The sequence below is a fragment of the Myroides oncorhynchi genome (assembly GCF_020905415.1).
In the GTDB taxonomy this organism is placed as follows: domain Bacteria; phylum Bacteroidota; class Bacteroidia; order Flavobacteriales; family Flavobacteriaceae; genus Flavobacterium; species Flavobacterium oncorhynchi_A.
Map to the genome: position 1 here is coordinate 2,535,565 of NZ_JAJJMP010000001.1, position 20,194 is coordinate 2,555,758.

Sequence of the window (20,194 nt, forward strand, 5' to 3'; positions counted from 1 at the left end):
TTTAACTTTGTTTTAATAGTGTTTTAAATGAGTCTTGAGCTTTTTTAAACTCAGTCTCTGTAATCTCAAACTCACCATACCAAATATTGTTATAGATATAGGATAGGTATTGGAATTCTTCTTTAAGCTTCTCGTCTTTTATTTCATTTAAATAATCAGAGTTTGTCTTCTCTATATTCCATACGATCTGTTGTTGTTCTTGTAAGCGTTGTAATAACCATAGGTAATAATAACGTATACTTAAACGATATTGTTTTTCGTCTATTGTTTTATTTAAAAGGATCGGAAAGTTAACAGTCTCTAGGTTAAGCTCTATATCATCTACAGGAATATCTATAGTACGAGCTTTTTTCTTGAACAACCAATACATATCTTTTTGTATCAATGCTCTAATAATATAGTATACTAACAATGCAATTACTAAGATAGAAGCAATTCGATAAATGTTATTTATATTTCGACTAGTATCACTTTCTATGTGTACTGGTTTAAATAGTTCATCTAATTTCTTTTTTAACCACGTTTTAAATCGTTTCCAAAGAGAGTCTGTTTTTGTTTTTTCTGAATAATCAAATTCATCATTTGACTTATACTTTTTCTTATAATCAGTTTTAAATTTGCTTAGGGTGATATTGGCGTTATTATCTTCACTATAAGGCAATACATTGACTACACGTTCGACTTCTTCATAGTCTTCGTCTTTATAATCCTCTTGATCCATGTTAGCATAATCTGCTGAAGGTTCTGTCAGAGTATCGCGTTCTACCTGTGCGAAAGTGTGTAAGGTAAATAGTGATAATATTATTTTTAGATATAACTTATTCATGAGTTTGTTCCTATCATATCAATGTCTGCATAAGACTGTTTGTTTTCTTTGTTTTCTCTAATACTATAATAAATCAGCCCTTGATTAATTAGCAATACATTATTAGCGATAAATGACACTAAAGATGCAAGTAAAAGTATAGCCACCAGCATCAATTTAAAACCTTGTGTTTCCGAAAAATCTGTATTGCTTTTTTCTGAGAGAAGAAGGTTTCCATAAAATAATATTTGGGGAAGTGAAGTTATTAATCCTAAGAAAATTTGTACCATCATATAGAAAAGCACGGTATTACCTATAATAATCCAAAACTGACTAAGCATCATATTAAAGCCTATTTTATAAGATTCAAAAAAACCTTTTCTATTGGTAATATACTCATATAAAGATAAACTTACCCATGAAGTAATAGCAGGAAGTAAGGTAATCATTATAGGAATCCCAATAACAAACATCGTTAATATGACTGACAGACTAAATAGCAATATGGTTAATGGTCCAATAAGAAAGAATGTTCCTAAGCCAAAAGATAATAGCCTCAAAAAATCCTTTTTGATTAGTCCTTTTATAAAGCTTAAGTTCTGATATACAGTAGGGTTTTCCTCTATGTTTTTAAGATAGTATATAGGATAGCTAGCTGTAATAGTGCCGATGATTAAAACAAGAATAACTGAGATGATTACTAGAATGAATATAAAACCTATATTATTTTCAATAAATGAATCTACAGAACTTGTTTCATATTTACTGGCTTGTATAGAACTATAGATTACATCGATTAGAAAGTAAGAACATAATAAGAATAACATAATTAAAGCACCGCAAATAGAGAAGTAATTTCTGAAATATACAGCCCCTTCAGTTTTAAAAAATGTGATAGTATCGTTCATTAGGTTACTAAAGGTTCTTCTTTTAAATACTATGAACATAGACTATTGATTATTAAGTTTTGAATGAACTTTCTTAGGATAAATAAAAAAGTAAAATATGATTAACGAGAAGGTACTTAGGATGATAAAGTAGTTTAGTATATTAGGCATATCTTTGGCATATCTAGTGATAAATCCCTCTATAAATGCAGCTGTGATAACAAATGGAATCATAGCGATAAATATTTTGAAACCATTCTTAAACCCTAAGATAAAGGAGTTTTTACGCGAGTAGGTTTTTGGGAACAATATACTACCACCAAATACAAATCCTGCAAAAGCTTCTATAATTATTCCTGTTATTTCGATAGCTCCATGTAGCCAGATACCTCGTAAACTATCAAGAAATGCTCCCTCTTTTATAAAGAGGTACTGAAATGCTCCCACCATAATACCATTATACAAAAGGTAAACTAAGGTGCCTATTCCAGCAAATATACCATAGACAAAAAACATTAGAGATACATAGAGATTATTAAACGCTATTCCTATAAAGCTTCCCCAGTTACTTCCTGACTGATAAATAGCCATAGCATCTCCTTGTTTGATATTATTAAGAGTAGTGTTTACGTAGTGATCTCCTAGAATCAGTCTGATGAAATTTAGGTCATAATGAGCAGAGACAAAACCTATAGAAAATAAGATAATAAAAGTCAAAACAGAGAAGTATAGATAGTTTTTATACTGGTAAACAATAAGAGGAACCTCAGTTTTAAAAAAATGTACTATTCTATTTTCTTCAATACGCTTAGTTTTGTAAATTTTTTGATAAGTTTGTGCCGCTAAATTATTAAGATATTGTGTAACTTTACTCTGAGGGTAATAAGTCTGAGCATAAGATAAGTCATTCATTATCTGAATGTACATATCCGCTAGGTAGTCAGGTTTATGATTTGTTTCGGCATACAAGGTATGCTCGAAGTCAATCCATTTTTCTTTATTATATTTGATAAATGCTACTTCTCTCATTTAAAAGCATGTAATTTATGGCTAATTTAACAATAAATACAACACAAAATATTAAAATAGAATTTATTCCAGCATCAGTTGGGGAGAGAATGGTTGCATCTATACTAGATGTTGTGTTTAAGCTTTTATATGTTTTTCTAGTTGCTTATGTAGTAGCAGAGTTTGAGATTACTAACAAAGTTTCGGATGATTGGTCTAAGGCAGCTATAGTGATAACAGTCTTACTTCCTATATTCTTTTATTCTTTATTTTTTGAAGCCATTTTACAAGGAGCAACTCCTGGAAAGAAAATTATGAGAATTAAGGTAATAAAAATTGATGGGTATCAGGCAACTATAGTGGATTATGCAACAAGATGGGTGATGCGGTTAATAGATTTTTGGATCGGATCAGCTGTCATTGGATTGGTAAGTGTTGTCTGTTCAAATAAAGGACAACGATTAGGAGATATTTTGGCAGGTACATCTGTCATCTCTACCAAAGAGAGAGTGTTCCTGTCAGCAACTATATTTCAGGAAATAGAAGAACATTATGTCCCTTTGTTTTCGCAAGTACTAAGTTTAAATGATAAAGATATTTATATTATAAAAGAAGCTTTGATTCGAATTAAAGCCAGTAGAGATATTCAATTACTATACAAATTAGTAGATAAACTCAAAGATGTTTTGGCAATAGTGGATACCAAGGCCGAGTCAGAAATTGAGTTTGTTGAAACTATTTTAAAAGACTACAATTATTTAACAGCTAAGAGTTAGCGGATTATTTTTATTTAATGTTTACTTTTTTCGATATTTTAGATTTGCTCGGAACATTAGCTTTCGCTATTTCTGGAGCATTAGCGGGGCGTGAAAGACGGTTAGATTTATTTGGGATGACTATCCTTGCATTTGCTACAGCTATAGGAGGCGGTACTATAAGAGATATGATGATAGGATGGACACCAGTTACCTGGGTGACAGATTTAAGTTATTTCTATGTGACAATGTTAGGAGTAGTTATGGCCATTGTATTCTACAAGAAGTTTAATTTTTTACGTTACTCCTTATTTTTGTTTGACACCATTGGTATTGCAGTCTTTACCCTTATTGGTATTGAAAAGGGAATGACTGTAGGGTTACATCCGATTATATGTGTGACATTAGGTACTATTACTGCTTGTTTTGGCGGAGTTATACGAGATATTTTAGCCAATAAAATCCCTTTGATTTTTAAACAAGAGATATATGCGACAGCATGTATATTAGGTGGATTAGTGTACTATTTATTAAATTATTTTGAATTGAGTAAAGATATTATGTATATCAGTACTGCAGGTATTATCATTGTAGTTAGAGTATTGGCAGTGAAGTACAAATGGAGTCTTCCATTTGCTAATGTATAAAAAACTATAGATAGAAGTAATCTTATCTATTTAGCGATATTTAACACAAAAAGGTGTTTTATGAGATAAGTAAAACACTTTTTTATGTTATATACTAGTTTCAGTACATTGTTTTAAGAGCTAACTAGTACTAACCTTTGTTTACATATAAGAATAAGGGCTGTGGAATAGTAAGTTGATTATATAAAGTCAAGAGACTATTGAGTATTATGAAATCTAATATGGTAAGTTTGCGATGCTTTTGTATGGCACTATGATATTTAATTAAGGTTAGGTAATTATAGTTTTGTTAACTCATGGTTTGTTTATTTGGGATTGTAGCTATTGTGCAATTTGTCATATACATTGTTTAGAACTGTAAGTAAGGCCGTTAGTGTGATTGTAAGCAATAAACCTATTGTATTAAACCATAGGTAATGAATACTAGTATAGAAATATAATACCACTACAAGTATTTGTGCAGTAATGATACTAGTGTAAAGAGCTGTATTGTTGCTGTTTCCATAAATGGAAATAAGTACTATAGCTAGTAGAGTACCTGAAAAAAGTGAGGCATATGTCCATAATATTTGTATTAGATTAAGAAATACAGGTATATTATAGGTGATTGTAAATGTTGTGATTATAACAAATAGGTTTACGATAGTAGTTTTTTTTAAGTAAGAGCCTTCTATAGAGGATGTGGTTGTTTTCTCAAAAAGGAGATGCATAATAGTTTTAGTTATCCAACTTGTTTCTTTTAAAGCAATAGAGATAATAGTAATCAGGAAAATAGCGATTATAAAACCTGCTAATCCATCAGGTACATAAAAATTAATAAAGTGTAAGAGTATAAAGTCTGAGTCATTCACTTCTACATTGTCATTTGCTTTTTTAATTAGTTTTTTAGCATCTTGTTGTAGCTTATTGGCATTTTCGGTTAGGCTTAATATCTGATCTTTTAGCACTTGATTGCTGTAGTTTTGGTAGATCTGTCCACTGTAAAGTAAGCTAGCCTCTTTCTTTAGAGAGAGAATGTTGTGATATTCTTTTTTTATTTGATTGTACTGGTCAGCATATTCAGATTGTTTAACAGTGTATACATTATTGGGATTATAGTGCAAGGGAGCATCGTTAAATTGATAGAATGTAAATAATATACATCCTGTTAATAATATTAAAGCTTGAAATGGGACATTAAGGAGCCCATATAGGATTAGACCATCTTTAGTCTTATATGAATATTTACTTTGTCTATATATCTGTAAAGTTTTGGTATCTATAGCCAATATTGAGGCAAACAGAATAGTACCATTAATAAGACATTTAGCAAGGTCAAAGTTGTCTTTTTCGGCTAGTTTAGTATCTACTATCGTAAGTTTGTCAAAAGATGCTGTAAAGTTAAGTGTATCATCTAGATACATGCCTGTAGGTAGTTTATAGATAATACATAGAAAAATAATAATGATTATAACAGTACAATACAAGAGTTGATTTTGCTTAGGGAATAGGTATCCCTTGTTTCTGAAAAGAAAATTGAGTAATATGAAACCAATGCCGATTAGAATTAATAAGATTTTGAAATCAACTTTAACTAAAATAGAGAGTATCATTGCGATGGCATAGAAGCTTATCGTGAGTATAAGAATTCGGAGTAAAAGATAGATACTTATTGTTAAGTGGTAAATTTTAGAATTTGACTTGTTCTTAATGTATTCAAAAGCATTTTTTGTTTTTGCTATTTTGAATTTAGGGATTATTAGGAGGAAGGTGAATATTACAGCTAGTGGAACACCTAAGTAAAGTTGTAAGAAAGTCATTCCTTGTGAATATGCTTGACCTGGTAAAGAGATAAATGCATAAACGAAAGACTGTACTGCGATTAGCTTAATTCCATAGTTAAGTGTTGATTTTTCATAAATAGAATAATTGCTTACTTTCTGTAATTTAAATTGTTTTACAGCCAGTATGGTCACTAGTACTATTATAAATACGCTCCATTCAATTAGATTCATTCCTCATAGATTTAAGGTGTATTATTCTCTATATTCTTAATGAGAATTAGTGTACACTTTATTTTTATTATTAAAATAGCACTTTATACAGCTGTTGCTATAGGCGCTTATTATTCATTGAGGTTAAATAGTAAAATAGGGTTGTTAGATGTGGTTTATATAGTAGTTACCATTATGTGTAGTATGTTGCACGCTACATTGTATTCTTCTAAAGTATAGTGTGTCCTTTAGTTGTAAAAAATAAGGCTAGTAAAACCTGCAGAGAGGTAAACTAGCCTTATATTACTACCATTTGACTATTTAAACCATAATGGTAATTACAAATTCTGTGCCACTATTATATAGTGGGGGTATTCGTATCTTCTTTTTTATCTACTATTACAATACCTTTTTGTAATAGTAGACTGTTAGGATAAGAGATTTTCTCATTATCAATGGTTAATAATATGGTACAAAAAGCTTTTATATCTAATATTTGTGCTTCTATTGGGAAATCTTTGTCTTGTATTCTAATTGTATCTCCAATTCGGAAAGGAAAAGAGAAGAATAATAGAATTCCTGCAGTAATATTGCTTAATAAAGACCATTGTGCAAACATTGCTACACCTATAACAGTAAATACAGATGTCAAAGTAAACATAAAATTCTTAGCTTCTACTCCCCATATTGTTAAGATAAGTATTAGGAAAATTACAGATAATAAGGTGTTAAATAATCTAATGATTAAAAGTACCCGGCTATCTTTTCGTTGTTCTTTTGTAGAAAAAGAGCGTATAATATATCCTATTAGTTTTCTAAATGGAATATATAAAGCTAATGTAATTGCTGTGGCTATAATCTCTGTATAATACTCTTTAAGCATATTGTTTATTTAATGAATTTTAATAGCTCGTCCACTAATTCTTTTGTAGGAAGCCCTACTATATTAGTGTATGATCCGTCTATTTTATTTATCCCTACTAACCCTATCCACTCTTGGATGCCATATGCACCTGCTTTGTCATAAGGTTTATAGTTATCGATATAGTAATATAGGGCCTCGTTTGATAGGTCAGAAAAACCGACTTTGGTAACGCAGTGGAATAAACTTATTTTGTTTTTGCTTTTTAGGCATACTGATGTTACTACATCGTGCTCATGACCACATAAACTTTTAAGCATCTTAAAAGCATCTTCTCTATTTTCTGGTTTTCCTAGAGACTCGTTATTATTCCAAACTGTAGTATCACTTGTGATTATTATCTCGTTATCATACTCTATGGCTATTGCATCAGCCTTAGCTTTAGCAATAAAGTCAGTTATTTGCTCTTTTACCAGATTATCTGGATAAGACTCATCTATATCAGATGCTCTTACAGTGAAGTTGATTCCTAAATCTGTCAAGTATTGTTTTCGACGTGGAGAGTTTGAGCCTAGGACTATTTTGTACTGTTTTAATAAATTATTTAACATATTTAATAAATAAATAAATAAATCCTAGTCAAATTTAGCATTAAAGTGTTGAAACCATTTTTCTTGTGTTTTCAATACTTGTTCTATTACGTCTCTAACAGCACCTCTACCTCCATTAAGATGAGAGATGTACTTAGAGATTCTTTTTATTTCAGCAACAGCATCTTGTGGGCAAGTAGGAAGTGCTACTTCCTGCATAATATGATAATCTGGAATGTCATCTCCCATATACAGTACTGTATCAGGTGAGATATTATTAGCAGCGATATATTCTTTAAATATTTTTACTTTATCAGACACTCCTAAGTGTATATCTTTAATACCTAAATTACTAAATCTAGTGCGAACCCCATCATTACTACCACCAGAAATAATACATACATTGTATCCTAGTTCTACAGCAGTTTTCATAGCATATCCATCTCTAATGAACATATCTCTTAATAGGTTACCATCTTGAGCTACATGAACAGTACCATCAGTTAAAACACCATCTACATCAAAGATAAAAGTAGTGATGTCATTCATTATTTCTTTAAAATGTTTAGACATTAGTTATTTTGTATTGAATTAGTTATAAGTTGATAAATTTCTTTTTTGTTTGGATCAGTTAACGTTTTTAAATGGCGTTGTATAGTACTTTGATCATTGCGTATTGCTGGTCCAGTCTGTGCTTCTTTAGGGGATAGTACTTGTACCTTATTAGCTGTCTCTAATATAAGAGGCTTTAGTATATCAAAGGGAACCATATTTTCTTGACAAATCTCTTGGCCAATTTTATAGAGATGATTAGTGAAATTATTTACAAATACAGCTGCTAAGTGTATAGACTGTCTTTGATCAGTAGATATTTTATATACTCTTTCAGAAAAAGATAAAGCTATTTTTTCTAATAATTGGAAGTCAGTAGGATTATTTGCTTCTATACAATATGGAATCAAACTAAAATCTACTTCTTTATCTAAGGAGAAAGTTTGCAACATATAAAAGACTCCTTTTCTATTAGTATTTGCTATGGATTCCATTGGTTTTGTACCTGATGTATGTACTATAAAGGCATTATTAATAGGAAGAGAAGCGGATACTTCTTCTATAGCATCATCGCTTACTGCAATAATAAAAATATCTGCAGGTAATAGATCATTGATGTCCGAAATAATTTGATTCTGAGCGACTAAGTTCTTAACTTTGTTATGGTTTCGAGCATACACTTGTTGTAATTTGATATTATCGTGTTCTAAAAACTTTAAAATCAAATGATGAGCGACTTTACCTGAACCTAAAATAGATATTGTAATCATAGCAGTGAAGTTTAGCATTAAATTGTAAACTGATAATGTGTAAAATTAGTAATTTGTAATGAGAAAAGATATAGAAAACCTAGAAGATATTAAAGTCTTAGTTGATACTTTTTATGGTAGAATACAGCAAAACGAATTTATAGGGCCTATTTTCGAAAGTAAATTGGCAGGACGTTGGCCAGAGCATTTAGAGAAGATGTACGCTTTTTGGCAAACTATTTTGCTTGAAGAGTATACTTATAAAGGAAAACCTTTTCCTCCGCATGCACAGTTACCTGTAGAGGGTGAACATTTTGAGGAATGGAAAATAATATTTAATGCTACAGTTGATGAATTGTATGAAGGAAAAATAGCAGAAGAAGCAAAATGGCGGGCTGAACGCATGGCAGCAATGTTTTTGAGTAAAATACAGTATTTTAAACAAGCAAATACAAAGCCATTAGAATAACGACTATATAGTTAGATTATGTGGTTTTTATCGTTAATATTATTAAGAGAGCACCTAGGTAGGATGCTCTCTTTTTTATAACCTAATTTTTAAGAAACATAGCTTGTTTTGAATTAAGAATAATTTTGTTAATGAAAACCTATTTAAAATTCAAAATGAATAATTTTAAATCTGAACTATTGTATTAATTATCTGTTTAAAAAGATAGATAATTTTAATAGTCAGGTATCTAGGATAGGAGGGAGTAAAATATATTGAGTTTAGTAGCTCTTTTTGTATTGTTAAAACTTCTTTAAATGACTTGAGCTCGATGTAAAAAGACAATTTATCACTTTTTAAAGATTATTTTATTATAAAATTCAATAACAAAAATGCATTTAAAGTGCCTTTTGTAATTGTTCGCTATATGTGAATGTTTAAGTGTGACTATAATAGTTTTATTTGAAAGTGTGATTGTATGTGATTTGTTTGATTTATAGTGTTTACTAATCTTGTCTATTTATACTTATTATAAATAGCGAATTAATTTATTTTTACTTTGTTTTTGTGTTTTTCGTGTTTTATTTATGATTTTTTATTGAATTTTTGATTAAAAAATGTTGATATGAATGAGAATAATTAATTTTACGTAAATTTGTTTAGTTAGTTAAGAAAAGGAAAATAAAGAAAAAAAGGTAAAATTATGATTAAGAAAATTATTCCATTAGCAGCACTTTTTTTTAGTGGATATGTATCAGCTCAGGTAGGTATAGGAGTTAAAAAACCATCTGAAGCAACTATGCTTGATGTATCGGCTAAAGATAAAGGAGTATTGCTTCCTAGAGTAACATTAATAAGTGATACAGATACAGTTACAATAAAGGGACAACATATAGAAAGTTTGTTGGTATATAATCTTGGTTCTGCTAATATGAAGGCAGGATTCTATTATTGGTATCAAAATAAATGGGCAGCATTAATGTCTGGATCTACATTTACAGATACCACCAATAAAACATTTACTATTAGTGATGATAAAGAAAAACTAGTTATTACAGATAGTCAAAATAATACTGTATCCTTAGCTATTAAGGATATTGCTAATAATAGTGTATTTATAACTAACTTGACTGAAAACAAAGAGTTCATCACTAAGTTAGGAGACAATATCGAGTTTGTAGAGCACATCACCAATAACAATGAATTTGTTGAGAACATCATCAACAAGTTAGAGGGAAAATACGGAAACGTAGGATATGACGTATCTAAGAAAGAGTTCTTCTATATTGATGCAACAGGACAGGTACAGCCAATCTCATGGTCAGATTTAGATACGGTAAACATATCGTTTGGATTTGACCCAGCTAAAGAGAATTTAGTAATCACAGATTCAAAAGGACATACCGTACAAATTACAACAGATGAGCTAGGTAAGACTATTGCTCAAAACAGCGTATTTGTAACAAACCTTACAGAGAACAGTGAGTTTGTAACTAAGCTTGTGGAGAACAAGGAGTTTATCACTAAGTTAGGAGACAATATCGAGTTTGTAGAACACATCACCAATAACAATGAGTTTGTTGAGAACATCATCAACAAGTTAGAGGGAAAATACGGAAACGTAGGATATGACGTATCTAAGAAAGAGTTCTTCTATATTGATGCAACAGGACAGGTACAGCCAATCTCATGGTCAGATTTAGATACGGTAAACATATCGTTTGGATTTGACCCAGCTAAAGAGAATTTAGTAATCACAGATTCAAAAGGACATACCGTACAAATTACAACAGATGAGCTAGGTAAGACTATTGCTCAAAACAGCGTATTTGTAACAAACCTTACAGAGAACAGTGAGTTTGTAACTAAGCTTGTGGAGAACAAGGAGTTTATCACTAAGTTAGGAGACAATATCGAGTTTGTAGAACACATCACCAATAACAATGAGTTTGTTGAGAACATCATCAACAAGTTAGAGGGAAAATACGGAAACGTAGGATATGACGTATCTAAGAAAGAGTTCTTCTATATTGATGCAACAGGACAGGTACAGCCAATCTCATGGTCAGATTTAGATACGGTAAACATATCGTTTGGATTTGACCCAGCTAAAGAGAATTTAGTAATCACAGATTCAAAAGGACATACCGTACAAATTACAACAGATGAGCTAGGTAAGACTATTGCTCAAAACAGCGTATTTGTAACAAACCTTACAGAGAACAGTGAGTTTGTAACTAAGCTTGTGGAGAACAAGGAGTTTATCACTAAGTTAGGAGACAATATCGAGTTTGTAGAACACATCACCAATAACAATGAGTTTGTTGAGAACATCATCAACAAGTTAGAGGGAAAATACGGAAACGTAGGATATGACGTATCTAAGAAAGAGTTCTTCTATATTGATGCAACAGGACAGGTACAGCCAATCTCATGGTCAGATTTAGATACGGTAAACATATCGTTTGGATTTGACCCAGCTAAAGAGAATTTAGTAATCACAGATTCAAAAGGACATACCGTACAAATTACAACAGATGAGCTAGGTAAGACTATTGCTCAAAACAGCGTATTTGTAACAAACCTTACAGAGAACAGTGAGTTTGTAACTAAGCTTGTGGAGAACAAGGAGTTTATCACTAAGTTAGGAGACAATATCGAGTTTGTAGAACACATCACCAATAACAATGAGTTTGTTGAGAACATCATCAACAAGTTAGAGGGAAAATACGGAAACGTAGGATATGACGTATCTAAGAAAGAGTTCTTCTATATTGATGCAACAGGACAGGTACAGCCAATCTCATGGTCAGATTTAGATACGGTAAACATATCGTTTGGATTTGACCCAGCTAAAGAGAATTTAGTAATCACAGATTCAAAAGGACATACCGTACAAATTACAACAGATGAGCTAGGTAAGACTATTGCTCAAAACAGCGTATTTGTAACAAACCTTACAGAGAACAGTGAGTTTGTAACTAAGCTTGTGGAGAACAAGGAGTTCATCACTAAGTTAGGAGACAATATCGAGTTTGTAGAGCACATCACCAATAATAATGAGTTTGTTGAGAACATCATCAACAAGTTAGAGGGAAAATACGGAAACGTAGGATATGACGTATCTAAGAAAGAGTTCTTCTATATTGATGCAACAGGACAGGTACAACCAATCTCATGGTCAGATCTAGATACGGTAAACATATCGTTTGGTTTTGACCCAGCTAAAGAGAATTTAGTAATTACAGATTCAAAAGGACATACCGTACAAATTACAACAGATGAGCTAGGTAAGACTATTGCTCAAAACAGCGTATTTGTAACAAATCTTACAGAGAACAGTGAGTTTGTAACTAAGCTTGTGGAGAACAAGGAGTTTATCACTAAGTTAGGAGACAATATCGAGTTTGTAGAGCATATCACTAATAACAATGAGTTTGTTGAGAACATCATCAACAAGTTAGAGGGGAAATACGGAAATGTAGGATATGACGTAGCTAAGAAAGAATTCTTCTATATCGATGCAACAGGACAAGTACAGCCAATCTCATGGTCAGATCTAGATACAGTAAATATATCATTTGGTTTTGACCCAGCTAAAGAGAACCTAGTAATCACAGATTCAAAAGGACATACCGTACAAATTACAACAGATGAGCTAGGTAAGACTATTGCTCAAAACAGCGTATTTGTAACAAACCTTACAGAGAACAGTGAGTTTGTCACTAAGCTTGTGGAGAACAAGGAGTTCATCACAAAGTTAGGAGACAATATCGAGTTTGTAGAGCATATCACCAATAACAATGAGTTTGTTGAGAACATCATCAACAAGTTAGAGGGAAAATACGGAAACGTAGGATATGACGTATCTAAGAAAGAATTCTTCTATATCGATGCGACAGGACAGGTACAACCAATCTCATGGTCAGATCTAGATACGGTAAACATATCATTTGGTTTTGACCCAGCTAAAGAGAATTTAGTAATTACAGATTCAAAAGGACATACCGTACAAATTACAACAGATGAGCTAGGTAAGACTATTGCTCAAAACAGCGTATTTGTAACAAATCTTACAGAGAACAGTGAGTTTGTAACTAAGCTTGTGGAGAACAAGGAGTTTATCACTAAGTTAGGAGACAATATCGAGTTTGTAGAGCATATCACTAATAACAATGAGTTTGTTGAGAACATCATCAACAAGTTAGAGGGGAAATACGGAAATGTAGGATATGACGTAGCTAAGAAAGAATTCTTCTATATCGATGCAACAGGACAAGTACAGCCAATCTCATGGTCAGATCTAGATACAGTAAATATATCATTTGGTTTTGACCCAGCTAAAGAGAACCTAGTAATCACAGATTCAAAAGGACATACCGTACAAATTACAACAGATGAGCTAGGTAAGACTATTGCTCAAAACAGCGTATTTGTAACAAACCTTACAGAGAACAGTGAGTTTGTCACTAAGCTTGTGGAGAACAAGGAGTTCATCACAAAGTTAGGAGACAATATCGAGTTTGTAGAGCATATCACCAATAACAATGAGTTTGTTGAGAACATCATCAACAAGTTAGAGGGAAAATACGGAAACGTAGGATATGACGTATCTAAGAAAGAATTCTTCTATATCGATGTAACAGGACAAGTACAGCCAATCTCATGGTCAGATCTAGATACAGTAAATATATCATTTGGTTTTGACCCAGCTAAAGAGAACCTAGTAATCACAGATTCAAAAGGACATACAGTACAAATTACAACAGATGAGCTAGGTAAGACTATTGCTCAAAACAGCGTATTTGTAACAAACCTTACAGAGAACAGTGAGTTTGTAACTAAGCTTGTGGAGAACAAGGAGTTTATCACTAAGTTAGGAGACAATATCGAGTTTGTAGAGCATATCACTAACAACAATGAGTTTGTTGAGAACATCATCAATAAGTTAGAGGGGAAATACGGAAACGTAGGATATAATTCTTCTACACAGGAGTTCTATTACATTAAGGAGGATGGTACCCTTGAATCTATTAATTGGAAAGATATTGTAGAAAAGTTCGAAGCAATTACAACAATTGTAGCTGAAGAAGTAGCAGGAAAACGCACAGGAAACTACGATTACTTTAACGAGGATCGCGCTACAGCAGGATATGCACCAATGCGTATTTCAGTAGTTAGTGATGTACAGAATAATTTTGAAGAGATTATCAACAAGAAAGAAGTACAAGAGATCTTAAATAAATATGTAACCGAGAACATTGAAGGGAATGTTACTTATGAGGGTGGTAAGTTCTATGTGACAGTAAAAGAAGGTGATGTTTATAAAACGGAGGAGATCAATATTAATGATCTAGTGAAGTTTGCAGAGACAGAAACTACTTTAGTTGCTCAGAAAGATGGCGATGGTAAGTTAACAGGAAAGTATACTTATACCAATGAGAAGAATGTAGTTACAGAGATTGATGTAATTCAGTCAGTTATAGATAATAGCAAAACTATATTTGAGGATAACTCAATTATCAAAGAGATAATCAATCAAATAGAGAAAGAAGCAGGACCTGGTACAGTAACAGTGGTGGAGAAAGACGGTGACTTTATCTTTAATTGGAAGGATGCCACAGGAAAAGAACACACCACAACTATAAAAGAGCTTGTATCTAAGTTTGAAACATTGACATCATTGACAGGGTCAAATGATGGAGATAAAGCTTTATTGGTATATAAAGATGAAGACAATGCTATTCAGAATGTAGATTTAACAGTCTTATTACAAAATAGTAATGTATTCCAAGAATTCTTGAAAAACTTTGTAAGCTCGGTAAGTGTAGATCAAACGATTACCACAATTGTAGCTGAAGAAGTAGCAGGAAAACGCACAGGAAACTACGATTACTTTAACGAGGATCGCGCTACAGCAGGATATGCACCAATGCGTATTTCAGTAGTTAGTGATGTACAGAATAATTTTGAAGAGATTATCAACAAGAAAGAAGTACAAGAGATCTTAAATAAATATGTAACCGAGAACATTGAAGGGAATGTTACTTATGAGGGTGGTAAGTTCTATGTGACAGTAAAAGAAGGTGATGTTTATAAAACGGAGGAGATCAATATTAATGATCTAGTGAAGTTTGCAGAGACAGAAACTACTTTAGTTGCTCAGAAAGATGGCGATGGTAAGTTAACAGGAAAGTATACTTATACCAATGAGAAGAATGTAGTTACAGAGATTGATGTAATTCAGTCAGTTATAGATAATAGCAAAACTATATTTGAGGATAACTCAATTATCAAAGAGATAATCAATCAAATAGAGAAAGAAGCAGGACCTGGTACAGTAACAGTGGTGGAGAAAGACGGTGACTTTATCTTTAATTGGAAGGATGCCACAGGAAAAGAACACACCACAACTATAAAAGAGCTTGTATCTAAGTTTGAAACATTGACATCATTGACAGGGTCAAATGATGGAGATAAAGCTTTATTGGTATATAAAGATGAAGACAATGCTATTCAGAATGTAGATTTAACAGTCTTATTACAAAATAGTAATGTATTCCAAGAATTCTTGAAAAACTTTGTAAGCTCGGTAAGTGTAGATCAAACGATTACCACAATTGTAGCTGAAGAAGTAGCAGGAAAACGCACAGGAAACTACGATTACTTTAACGAGGATCGCGCTACAGCAGGATATGCACCAATGCGTATTTCAGTAGTTAGTGATGTACAGAATAATTTTGAAGAGATTATCAACAAGAAAGAAGTACAAGAGATCTTAAATAAATATGTAACCGAGAACATTGAAGGGAATGTTACTTATGAGGGTGGTAAGTTCTATGTGACAGTAAAAGAAGGTGATGTTTATAAAACGGAGGAGATCAATATTAATGATCTAGTGAAGTTTGCAGAGACAGAAACTACTTTAGTTGCTCAGAAAGATGGCGATGGTAAGTTAACAGGAAAGTATACTTATACCAATGAGAAGAATGTAGTTACAGAGATTGATGTAATTCAGTCAGTTATAGATAATAGCAAAACTATATTTGAGGATAACTCAATTATCAAAGAGATAATCAATCAAATAGAGAAAGAAGCAGGACCTGGTACAGTAACAGTGGTGGAGAAAGACGGTGACTTTATCTTTAATTGGAAGGATGCCACAGGAAAAGAACACACCACAACTATAAAAGAGCTTGTATCTAAGTTTGAAACATTGACATCATTGACAGGGTCAAATGATGGAGATAAAGCTTTATTGGTATATAAAGATGAAGACAATGCTATTCAGAATGTAGATTTAACAGTCTTATTACAAAATAGTAATGTATTCCAAGAATTCTTGAAAAATTTTGTAAGCTCGGTAAGTGTAGATCAAACGATTACAACAATTGTAGCTGAAGAAGTAGCAGGAAAACGCACAGGAAACTACGATTACTTTAACGAGGATCGCGCTACAGCAGGATATGCACCAATGCGTATTTCAGTAGTTAGTGATGTACAGAATAATTTTGAAGAGATTATCAACAAGAAAGAAGTACAAGAGATCTTAAATAAATATGTAACCGAGAACATTGAAGGGAATGTTACTTATGAGGGTGGTAAGTTCTATGTGACAGTAAAAGAAGGTGATGTTTATAAAACGGAGGAGATCAATATTAATGATCTAGTGAAGTTTGCAGAGACAGAAACTACTTTAGTTGCTCAGAAAGATGGCGATGGTAAGTTAACAGGAAAGTATACTTATACCAATGAGAAGAATGTAGTTACAGAGATTGATGTAATTCAGTCAGTTATAGATAATAGCAAAACTATATTTGAGGATAACTCAATTATCAAAGAGATAATCAATCAAATAGAGAAAGAAGCAGGACCTGGTACAGTAACAGTGGTGGAGAAAGACGGTGACTTTATCTTTAATTGGAAGGATGCCACAGGAAAAGAACACACCACAACTATAAAAGAGCTTGTATCTAAGTTTGAAACATTGACATCATTGACAGGGTCAAATGATGGAGATAAAGCTTTATTGGTATATAAAGATGAAGACAATGCTATTCAGAATGTAGATTTAACAGTCTTATTACAAAATAGTAATGTATTCCAAGAATTCTTGAAAAATTTTGTAAGCTCGGTAAGTGTAGATCAAACGATTACAACAATTGTAGCTGAAGAAGTAGCAGGAAAACGCACAGGAAACTACGATTACTTTAACGAGGATCGCGCTACAGCAGGATATGCACCAATGCGTATTTCAGTAGTTAGTGATGTACAGAATAATTTTGAAGAGATTATCAACAAGAAAGAAGTACAAGAGATCTTAAATAAATATGTAACCGAGAACATTGAAGGGAATGTTACTTATGAGGGTGGTAAGTTCTATGTGACAGTAAAAGAAGGTGATGTTTATAAAACGGAGGAGATCAATATTAATGATCTAGTGAAGTTTGCAGAGACAGAAACTACTTTAGTTGCTCAGAAAGATGGCGATGGTAAGTTAACAGGAAAGTATACTTATACCAATGAGAAGAATGTAGTTACAGAGATTGATGTAATTCAGTCAGTTATAGATAATAGCAAAACTATATTTGAGGATAACTCAATTATCAAAGAGATAATCAATCAAATAGAGAAAGAAGCAGGACCTGGTACAGTAACAGTGGTGGAGAAAGACGGTGACTTTATCTTTAATTGGAAGGATGCCACAGGAAAAGAACACACCACAACTATAAAAGAGCTTGTATCTAAGTTTGAAACATTGACATCATTGACAGGGTCAAATGATGGAGATAAAGCTTTATTGGTATATAAAGATGAAGACAATGCTATTCAGAATGTAGATTTAACAGTCTTATTACAAAATAGTAATGTATTCCAAGAATTCTTGAAAAACTTTGTAAGCTCGGTAAGTGTAGATCAAACGATTACCACAATTGTAGCTGAAGAAGTAGCAGGAAAACGCACAGGAAACTACGATTACTTTAACGAGGATCGCGCTACAGCAGGATATGCACCAATGCGTATTTCAGTAGTTAGTGATGTACAGAATAATTTTGAAGAGATTATCAACAAGAAAGAAGTACAAGAGATCTTAAATAAATATGTAACCGAGAACATTGAAGGGAATGTTACTTATGAGGGTGGTAAGTTCTATGTGACAGTAAAAGAAGGTGATGTTTATAAAACGGAGGAGATCAATATTAATGATCTAGTGAAGTTTGCAGAGACAGAAACTACTTTAGTTGCTCAGAAAGATGGCGATGGTAAGTTAACAGGAAAGTATACTTATACCAATGAGAAGAATGTAGTTACAGAGATTGATGTAATTCAGTCAGTTATAGATAATAGCAAAACTATATTTGAGGATAACTCAATTATCAAAGAGATAATCAATCAAATAGAGAAAGAAGCAGGACCTGGTACAGTAACAGTAGTGGAGAAAGACGGTGACTTTATCTTTAATTGGAAGGACAAAGATAATAAGCCAGTAGAAAAGAGTCTTAAAGAACTAATTAAAGAGAATTCAATTATAGCTAACTTAGTTACTAGAGATAATGGTAATAAAGGTAATGTTAAGGCTGGATTTGTATTTAAAGACGGTACTAATAATGCAGAGGTTGTTTTTGCTGAGACATTGACTGAGCTTGAGAAAGGTTATAGTAAACATGTTGTTGGTACAGAAGAGATAGAGCTTAAAGAATATTACTTTATAGATGAGAGAGAAGAAAGAGATGATGTTGTTATTAAAGTTTCAGAAACTATCATTGATGAGTTTGATAAATTAGTTAAGTTCGATAATGTCAAGAATACTTTAAACACTTTTATTTCTAATGCTGCAGGAGATGTATCTGTTGTAAAAGTAGGTGAGGATATAATTATCAAAAGTAAAGGTGGTTTAGAAGTTAATTTATCTGACGAAATTAGAAATAAACAAACAGTAACAACTTTAGAATCTGTTAAGTATCCTGTGTATGTTTATCTAGACACTAATGCTAATAAGCAAATCGAGAGCGAAGTTAAATTCACAGATGAAGAGCTATTAGCTAAAGGATATTCTTATTTAGGTAAGGATTATATGGCTACTAAATATGTTTATACAAATGAGAAAGATGAGCAAAAAGAGATCAAAGGAAGCGATTTGTTTGGTGGAGGATCTGAAGATGGAAACAATACTATTGAGACATTAACTTCTTTATCTTTTGATGATAAGTATGGTGAAGATGCAGCTAATGGTATAGTGGCTAGACCTGCTTTAGTTTATGAAGATGAGAAGAAAAATTCAACACCAATATTTATTGATCAATTGTTCCAATCATCAGAGACAATTACTAGTTTAAAAGCAGATGATACAAAAAGAGCGTTAGTCTATAAAAATGAGGAAGAGAAGGAAAGCTATATTTCTTATGATGGAATTGTACAAGAACCTTGGTATACTGGAAATGATGTACAAGCAACTAAGAATAACCAAGATATCTATACAATGGGATGGGTTGGAATTGGTTATAAAGAGAAATCAGGTGCTCCTAATGAGAGATTACGTGTAAATGGAAGTATTACAGCAACAAATAGTTACTATGCTGATTATGTATTTGAAAGTTACTTTGATGGGTATTCTTCATTGAAATATGATTATAAGTTTAATGACTTAAGTTCTGTTGATAGCTATATTAAGTCAAATAGACACTTACCTGGTATTACGCCAATTAGTGAACTTGAAAAAACAGAAACAGGCTATTCTTTTAATGTTTCAGAATTGTCAATTCAGTTGTTAGAAAAAACAGAAGAATTATTCTTACACGTAATTGAACAACAAAAAGAGTTAAATGCAAAAGATGGCGAGATTCTTGATTTAAGAAAAGATGTTAATGATTTAACTAAGCGATTAGAGGCTTTAGAGGCATTATTGAAGTAATTAAAT

The 20,194-nt window shown here is 32.2% G+C and carries 12 protein-coding genes; 4 read left to right on the plus strand and 8 right to left on the minus strand.

Annotated elements, in window-relative coordinates:
* Position 1: 1 nt before the first annotated feature.
* Genes LNQ81_RS11150 through LNQ81_RS11160 form a run of 3 tightly spaced genes read right to left on the minus strand, consistent with a single transcriptional unit; the run spans position 2 to position 2,721 of the window.
* Positions 2-826: a DUF4129 domain-containing protein gene (locus LNQ81_RS11150; protein ID WP_229946732.1), complete on the minus strand. Its 825-nt coding sequence runs from the start codon at positions 824-826 to the stop codon at positions 2-4.
* Positions 823-1,752 (minus strand): hypothetical protein, encoded by a 930-nt coding sequence (locus LNQ81_RS11155; RefSeq protein ID WP_229946733.1) that lies wholly within the window; start codon positions 1,750-1,752, stop codon positions 823-825. Before LNQ81_RS11155 ends, LNQ81_RS11150 begins: the two co-directional genes overlap by 4 nt.
* Positions 1,753-1,755: 3 nt before the next feature.
* A complete protein-coding gene (locus LNQ81_RS11160; protein ID WP_229946734.1) occupies positions 1,756-2,721 on the minus strand; it encodes a stage II sporulation protein M in 966 nt (321 codons plus the stop codon).
* Positions 2,722-2,738: 17 nt separating this feature from the next.
* Between LNQ81_RS11160 and LNQ81_RS11165 the strand changes: the two genes are divergently transcribed.
* The gene (locus LNQ81_RS11165) at positions 2,739-3,476 is read left to right on the plus strand and encodes an RDD family protein (protein ID WP_229946736.1); all 738 of its coding nucleotides are present in this window, start codon (positions 2,739-2,741) and stop codon (positions 3,474-3,476) included.
* A 17-nt stretch (positions 3,477-3,493) separates the two neighbouring features.
* Entirely contained in the window at positions 3,494-4,102 is a 609-nt protein-coding gene (locus LNQ81_RS11170; protein ID WP_229946737.1) for a trimeric intracellular cation channel family protein, read from the plus strand.
* A gap of 305 nt (positions 4,103-4,407) precedes the next feature.
* Here LNQ81_RS11170 and LNQ81_RS11175 read toward each other — a convergent pair whose 3' ends face one another.
* The 5 genes from LNQ81_RS11175 to LNQ81_RS11195 all read right to left on the minus strand — a co-directional run bounded on the left by LNQ81_RS11175 (position 4,408) and on the right by LNQ81_RS11195 (position 8,849).
* Positions 4,408-6,096: an SLC5/6 family protein gene (locus tag LNQ81_RS11175; protein WP_229946739.1), complete on the minus strand. Its 1,689-nt coding sequence runs from the start codon at positions 6,094-6,096 to the stop codon at positions 4,408-4,410.
* 337 nt (positions 6,097-6,433) lie between these two features.
* Positions 6,434-6,958: a mechanosensitive ion channel domain-containing protein gene (locus LNQ81_RS11180; protein ID WP_229946740.1), complete on the minus strand. Its 525-nt coding sequence runs from the start codon at positions 6,956-6,958 to the stop codon at positions 6,434-6,436.
* 5 nt (positions 6,959-6,963) lie between these two features.
* The gene (locus LNQ81_RS11185; protein ID WP_229946741.1) at positions 6,964-7,548 is read right to left on the minus strand and encodes a Maf family nucleotide pyrophosphatase; all 585 of its coding nucleotides are present in this window, start codon (positions 7,546-7,548) and stop codon (positions 6,964-6,966) included.
* A gap of 24 nt (positions 7,549-7,572) precedes the next feature.
* Complete coding sequence (locus LNQ81_RS11190; RefSeq protein WP_229946743.1) at positions 7,573-8,100, minus strand: KdsC family phosphatase; 528 nt, start codon at positions 8,098-8,100, stop codon at positions 7,573-7,575.
* The gene (locus LNQ81_RS11195) at positions 8,100-8,849 is read right to left on the minus strand and encodes a Rossmann-like and DUF2520 domain-containing protein (protein WP_229946744.1); all 750 of its coding nucleotides are present in this window, start codon (positions 8,847-8,849) and stop codon (positions 8,100-8,102) included. The genes LNQ81_RS11190 and LNQ81_RS11195 overlap by 1 nt, the downstream gene beginning before the upstream one ends.
* 58 nt (positions 8,850-8,907) lie before the next feature.
* Between LNQ81_RS11195 and LNQ81_RS11200 the strand changes: the two genes are divergently transcribed.
* Both LNQ81_RS11200 and LNQ81_RS11205 read left to right on the plus strand, forming a co-directional pair.
* Positions 8,908-9,297: a group III truncated hemoglobin gene (locus LNQ81_RS11200; protein ID WP_229946746.1), complete on the plus strand. Its 390-nt coding sequence runs from the start codon at positions 8,908-8,910 to the stop codon at positions 9,295-9,297.
* Positions 9,298-9,979: 682 nt separating this feature from the next.
* On the plus strand, positions 9,980-20,188 hold the full coding sequence (locus LNQ81_RS11205) for a hypothetical protein (protein WP_229946748.1): 10,209 nt from the start codon (positions 9,980-9,982) through the stop codon (positions 20,186-20,188).
* Positions 20,189-20,194: the final 6 nt, after the last annotated feature.